6 protein-coding genes are annotated in these 6,030 nt (G+C 67.6%); 2 read left to right on the forward strand and 4 right to left on the reverse strand.

Annotated elements, in window-relative coordinates:
- Positions 1-50: 50 nt before the first annotated feature.
- Complete coding sequence (locus WAL33_RS04925; RefSeq protein ID WP_422179064.1) at positions 51-1,451, reverse strand: glutamine synthetase family protein; 1,401 nt, start codon at positions 1,449-1,451, stop codon at positions 51-53.
- Positions 1,452-1,528: 77 nt separating this feature from the next.
- On the opposite strand from WAL33_RS04925, the gene WAL33_RS04930 reads away from it, so the two are divergent.
- Entirely contained in the window at positions 1,529-1,930 is a 402-nt protein-coding gene (locus tag WAL33_RS04930; protein WP_422179066.1) for a hypothetical protein, read from the forward strand.
- Between the two features lie 108 nt (positions 1,931-2,038).
- Positions 2,039-2,368 (forward strand): hypothetical protein, encoded by a 330-nt coding sequence (locus tag WAL33_RS04935; protein ID WP_422179068.1) that lies wholly within the window; start codon positions 2,039-2,041, stop codon positions 2,366-2,368.
- 16 nt (positions 2,369-2,384) lie between these two features.
- Here the strand turns inward: WAL33_RS04935 and WAL33_RS04940 are convergent, their stop codons facing one another.
- The 3 genes from WAL33_RS04940 to WAL33_RS04950 all read right to left on the reverse strand — a co-directional run bounded on the left by WAL33_RS04940 (position 2,385) and on the right by WAL33_RS04950 (position 5,906).
- Positions 2,385-3,788, reverse strand: coding sequence for an aspartate aminotransferase family protein (locus WAL33_RS04940; protein ID WP_422179070.1), 1,404 nt, complete (start codon positions 3,786-3,788; stop codon positions 2,385-2,387).
- A 140-nt stretch (positions 3,789-3,928) separates the two neighbouring features.
- Positions 3,929-4,690: a gamma-glutamyl-gamma-aminobutyrate hydrolase family protein gene (locus WAL33_RS04945; RefSeq protein WP_422179072.1), complete on the reverse strand. Its 762-nt coding sequence runs from the start codon at positions 4,688-4,690 to the stop codon at positions 3,929-3,931.
- A 145-nt stretch (positions 4,691-4,835) separates the two neighbouring features.
- Positions 4,836-5,906 (reverse strand): ABC transporter ATP-binding protein, encoded by a 1,071-nt coding sequence (locus WAL33_RS04950; protein ID WP_422179074.1) that lies wholly within the window; start codon positions 5,904-5,906, stop codon positions 4,836-4,838.
- Positions 5,907-6,030: the final 124 nt, after the last annotated feature.

Here is a 6,030-nt window from a genome sequence, read left to right on the forward strand (position 1 = left end):
AAGACGACCGCGAAGCGGTCCGTAGGGGGCAAGTGTTCACCGCGCCGACCTCACACATTCAGCAACAGGAACTCCCGCTCCCACGGGCTGATCGTCCGCATGAAGGTCTCGTACTCGGCCTGCTTGACCGTGGCGTAGGCGTTGCAGAACGTCGCGCCCAGGATGTCGACCAGGGGCTGGGCGGCTTCGAACAGGGCCACCGACTCCAGCAGGCTGCGCGGCAGTTCGATGCCGGCGACATTGGCGTCGGTGTCGACCGGGGCGGTGGGCGACAGGTTGTGGACCATGCCCAGATAGCCGGCCGCCAGGGTCGCGGCGATGGCCAGATAGGGGTTGGCGTCCGACGAGGGGATGCGGTTCTCGACCCGGCGGTTGGCCGGGTCGGACGGCGGCACGCGCAGGCCGCAGGTGCGGTTGTCGTAGCCCCACTGGGTGTTGACCGGCGCGCCGCTCTCCCGCGCGATACGGCGGTAGGAGTTCACGTACGGCGCCAGGATGGCCATGATCGCCGGCAGGTAGCGCTGCTGGCCGGCGATGAAGGCGTAGAACAGCGGCGTGGCCTCGCGGGTCTTGGGATCGGAGAACAGGTTCTCACCGTCCTCGCCCAGGATCGACTGGTGGATGTGCATGGCGCTGCCGGGCTCGGCGGCCATCGGCTTGGCCATGAAGGTGGCGTAGATCTCGTGCTCCAGCGCCACCTCGCGGATGGTGCGCTTGAACATGAACACCTGGTCGGCCAGCTCCAGCGGATGACCGTGGCGCAGGTTGATCTCCATCTGGGCCACGCCGCTTTCGTGGATCAGGGTGTCGATCTCCAGGCCCTGGCGTTCCGAGTATTCGTACATGTCCTCGAACAGGGCGTCGAACTCGTTGACCGCGGCGATCGAATAGCCCTGGCGGCCGGTTTCCGGCCTGCCGGAACGCCCGACCGGCGGCTTCAGCGGATAGTCCGGATCGGTGTTCTTCTCGACCAGGTAGAACTCGATCTCCGGGGCCACGATCGGGTCCCAGCCCTTCTCGCGATAGAGGGCCACCACCCGGCGCAGCACCTGGCGCGGGCTTTCCTCGACCGGGCGGCCGTCGGGATGGAAGGCGTCGTGGATCACCTGGGCGGTCGGGTCCTGGGCCCAGGGCACCACGGCCAGGGTGGCCAGGTCCGGGGTCAGGATCACGTCGGTGTCGGCCTGCACCGAATTGACCGCCCCCTCGAACTCGGGGAAGTCGCCGGTGATGGTCTGGTAGAACACCGCCAGCGGCAGGTTCATCGACGGCGTGCCCAGGAACTTGCGCACCGGCATGATCTTGCCCCGCGCGACGCCGGCCAGGTCGGGCACGACGCACTCGATCTCCTCGATGTTCTGCCGGGCGAACCAGTCCTTGGCGTCATCGAGCGTGGCGACCCCGCGGGTCGTCTTGGGAGCGGGTTTGGATTTCTTGTCTTTGTACTTCATGACACCCGGGGGGTCTGAGGAATGTGCTGTCAGTCTACCCTTCTCCCCTTGCGGGAGAAGGTGGCGCGAAGCGCCGGATGAGGGGTCTCTCAAAACTATCCGGCTTCGTCGGCTGGATCGCCCTCGCGGTTGACCTGGCCTTCACCCCCTCATCCGACCTCGCGCTGCGAGCCACCTTCTCCCGCAAGGGGAGAAGGGTTCATGATACAATGGACAGGCACGCGACCGTGGAGCTGACGATGCCACCCGCCCCGTTGGATGAACTGCCTGACGATGTCGCCGAGGCGTTGGCGGATGCAGACATTGAAGCCGGACGCGTGGTCTCGCATGCCCTCGTTCGCGAATGGCTCAGGACGCTGGGAACGCCCGAGCAAATCCCTTTGCGCAGCTTCCTGCTCGATGGCGCGACTTCCGCCCCGACCAAGCCGGTGGAAGCCAAATACTTCGAAGCCTTGCGTAAGCGCATCCGAGATCGCTGACCCGCACGGTCCCGTCGGCTCTCGGTCTGCACTATGAATTGATCGCTTTTGCTTTCGACAGATTGACCCAGAGCGTGTTTTACGAGGCGGGCATCATCGGACACCCACATGAACGGACTGCGAGCCATTGCTCTTCTCATCGGGTCGACCATGCCGGTGGTCGTCATCGTGGCCGGCTGGATAGTCGCATTCCGGCTCAATCGTTTTGGCTGGCTCGCCGTCGTGACAGCAGTCCTGATCAGCCTCCCCATCGGCCTTATGGTCTTGATCCCGATTATCGGAGCCGCTCCTCCCACCGACCCCGAAGGCGGTGCAAACGCGGAAGGCGCGGTTTGGGGCATGCAACTGTTGCCCGCTCTGTTGCTCTGGCTTCTTGCCGCCGCCGCTAGCCTGTTGTTGCCACCGCTAGCTTGGTTGGCGCGCCGGATTTCGACCTGACACCTCGCCGCGCCACTCACACCCCCGCCTCTGCCTTCAGCGCCCGCAGCACCGGCTCCGCCTCGTCCAGCGACTTCCTGATGATGCCCACCAGCTCGTCGATCTGGGCGTGAGTGATGATCAGGGGCGGGCAGCAGACGATGCTGTCGCGGATGGCGCGGACCATCAGGCCGTTGGCGATGCACAGGTCGCGCACGATCGGCCCGGCCTCGCCCTCCTTGTCGAGGAAGCGGTGATTGGTGCCCTTCTCGCGCACGATCTCGACCGCGCCGATCAGGCCCAGCGACCGGGTCTCGCCGACCAGCGGGTGGTCGTTCAGCGTGGCCAGGGCCTTGGCCAGGTAGGGGCCGGTGTCGTCGCGGGTGCGCTCGACCAGGCCTTCGCGCTCGATGATCTCGATGTTCTTCAGCGCCACGGCCGCGCAGGTCGGGTGGCCCGAATAGGTGAAGCCGTGGATGAAGTCGCCGCCCTTCTCGCGCAGCTCGGCGACGATGTGGTCGGCCACGCCCACGGCCGAGATCGGCAGGTAGCCGGACGACAGTCCCTTGGCCATGGCGATCATGTCGGGCTTGATCCCGTAGTGCTGGTGGCCGAACCATTGGCCGAGGCGCCCGAAGCCGCAGATCACCTCGTCGCAGACCAGCAGGATCCCGTACTTGCGGCACAGGGCCTCGACGGCGGGCCAGTAGCCGTCCGGCGGGATGATCACCCCGCCCGCCCCCTGCACCGGCTCGCCGATGAAGGCGGCGACATTCTCGGGTCCGACCTCGAGGATCTTGTCCTCGATCGCCTTGACCGCCCGGTCGCGGAAGGCGGCGGGATCCTCGCCGAAGCCTTCGCCGAACGAGTAGGGCTGCATCACGTGGTGCACGCCGGGGATCGGCAGGTCGCCCTGCACATGCATGTGCTTCATGCCGCCCAGCGACACGCCGGCCACGGTCGAGCCGTGATAGGCGTTCCACCGGCTGATGAAAGCCGTGCGCTGGGGCTGGCCCTTCAGTTTCCAATAGTGGCGCGCCAGGCGGAAGACGGTGTCGTTGGCCTCCGAGCCTGACGAATTGTAGAAGACGTGGGTCAGGCGTCCGCCCATCTTCTCGGCGATCTTGGCGGCCAGCCGGATCGGCGGCGGCGAGGCCGTCTTGAAGAAGGTGTTGTAATAGGGCAGCTCCAGCATCTGGTCGTAGGCCGCCTTGGCCAGCTCCTCGCGCCCGTAGCCGACATTGACGCACCACAGGCCGGCCATGCCGTCCAGGATCTGGTGGCCCTCCCCGTCATGGATGTAGACGCCGTCGGCGCGGGTGATGATCCGGCTGCCGCCCAGCTCCGCCAGCACCTTGTGGTCGGCCTGGGCCGGCAGGTGGTGGGCCAGGTCCAGGCGCTTGAGTTCGGCGATGTCGTGGTTGCGGATCGGGACGGTCATCGGGGGTGCTCCTGGACGTTTTTCTTTTCTTGCTCCCTTCCCCCTTCGATGGGGGAAGGGTCGGGGATGGGGGTGACAGCGGGCCAGGAGAAAGCGCGAACCTGACCGCCGCGCTCACCCCCACCCCTGCCCCTCCCCCATCAAGGGGGAGGGGGAAGTGGTTCGCCCCGCAGCGCCCGACCGAACACCTGGAAGAACGCCTGGCTTTGCGGATTGCGCTCGGTCTTCCATTCGGGATGCCATTGCACGGCCAGGACGGGCGCGCCGTTGACCTCGGCCGACACCGCCTCGACCACGCCGTCGGGCGCGCGGGCCTCGACCGTCAGGCCCTCGCCCAGCCGGTCGACGCCCTGATAGTGCACGGAATTGACGGTCGCGGCCTCGGCGTCGAAGGCGCGGGCCAGGACGCCGCCCGGGGTCAGGTCGACGCGGTGGGCGTGATCGAACATGGCGTTGAAGTCGACCTCGACGGGCGCGTGGTGGGCCAGCGGCGCGCCCTCTTCGGACATGTCCCGCCGCAGCGTGCCGCCGAACGCGACATTGATCTCCTGGAGGCCCCGGCACACCCCGAACACCGGCCGGCCAAGGTCCAGCATGGCCTTGATCAGGTCGGCGGTCATGGTGTCGCGCGCCGCGTCGAACGGGCCCGGCGCGTCGCCGATCTCCTCGCCATAGAGCGCCGGATCCAGGTTCGAGGGGCTGCCGGTCAGCATCAGGCCGTCCAGGCGGGCGGCGACCTCGGAAGCCTTCATCAGGTCGGGCATCGACGGGACCAGCAAGGCCGCGGCGTCGGCGTATTTCATGGCGTTGGCGACATAGCGGTTCATCACCGCCTGGGCCGGCTCGATCCCGACGGTGCGGGTGCAGCAGATGACGCCGGCGACGGGGCGGGGGGTGCTCATCTCCCTTCCCCCTTGATGGGGGAAGGGTCGGGGATGGGGGTGGCGCGGCGACGGCGACGCGAAGAACGCGTCGCGTTCACCCCCATCCGACCGCTTCGCGGCCACCTTCCCCCATCAAGGGGGAAGGAAGAGGCGCAGGCGAAAATCACGACAGCAACACCGCCGGCGAGCACGCGTGCCAGCCCAGCCACACGGCCTCGCCCAGCTTGAAGTCCTCCTGGTCCCAGCGGGTCAGGTTGGGTCGCGCCACCTTCACCCGCCGGCCGCTGGCGATCTCGACCTCGTAGACGCTCTGGCCGCCCAGATAGGCCTCGTGCTTGATCACCCCGGCCACGGCGTTCTGGCCGATCGGGCAGTCGCCCATGTTCGGCGGCGCGCCGTCGTCGGGACGCTTGTGCAGCTCGATCTTCTCGGGCCGCAGCGCCGCCCAGACCGTGCCGCCGCGCGCGCCGGTGACGCCGTGGTCCAGGAAGATGTCGCAGTCCAGGTCGGGCGACCTGACCACCGCGTGGCTGGGCTCGTCGACCGCCAGCACCCCCTCGAACAGGTTCACGCTGCCGATGAAGTCGGCCACGAAGCGGCTGTTGGGGAACTCGTACAGGTCGCTGGGACCGGCCACCTGCTGCAGCACGCCGCGGTTCATCACCGCGCAGCGGCTGGCCAGGGCCAGGGCCTCGTCCTGGTCGTGGGTGACCATGATGAAGGTGATCCCGACCTTCTCCTGCAGGGTGCACAGCTCGGTGCGCATCTGGTCGCGCAGCTTGGCGTCCAGGGCCGACAGCGGCTCGTCCAGCAGCAGCACCCGGGGGCGTTTCACCAGCGCCCGGGCCAGGGCCACGCGCTGGCGTTGCCCCCCCGACAGCTGGTCGGGCCGGCGCTCGGCCAGGCCGTGCAACTGGACCAGGTCCAGCGCCTCCTCCACCCGTCGGTCGCGCTCGGCCTTGGAGACCCGGTCGACCTTCAGGCCGTAGGCGACATTGTCGGCCACGCTCATGTGCGGGAACACGGCGTAGGACTGGAACACCATGTTGACCGGCCGCTTGTTGGGCGGGATGGTCGAGACGTCCTGGCCGTCGATCAGGATGCGGCCCTCGGTCGGGGTCTCGAACCCGGCCAGCATCCGCAGCAGGGTGGTCTTGCCGCAGCCCGACGGCCCCAGCAGCGAGAAGAACTCGCCCTCCTGGATCGACAGCGAGACGTTGTCGACGGCCACCATCTTGCCGAAGCGCTTGGTGACGTTCTCGAAGGTGATGATGGGTTGGTTGTTGCTCACCTGGATTCCCCCGAAAATTCCATCGCCGCAAACCCCCTCCGGCCCTCCGGGCCACCTCCCCCAGAGG

Origin of the sequence: Caulobacter sp. (assembly GCF_049283275.1) — a bacterium.
Lineage (GTDB): Bacteria > Pseudomonadota > Alphaproteobacteria > Caulobacterales > Caulobacteraceae > Caulobacter.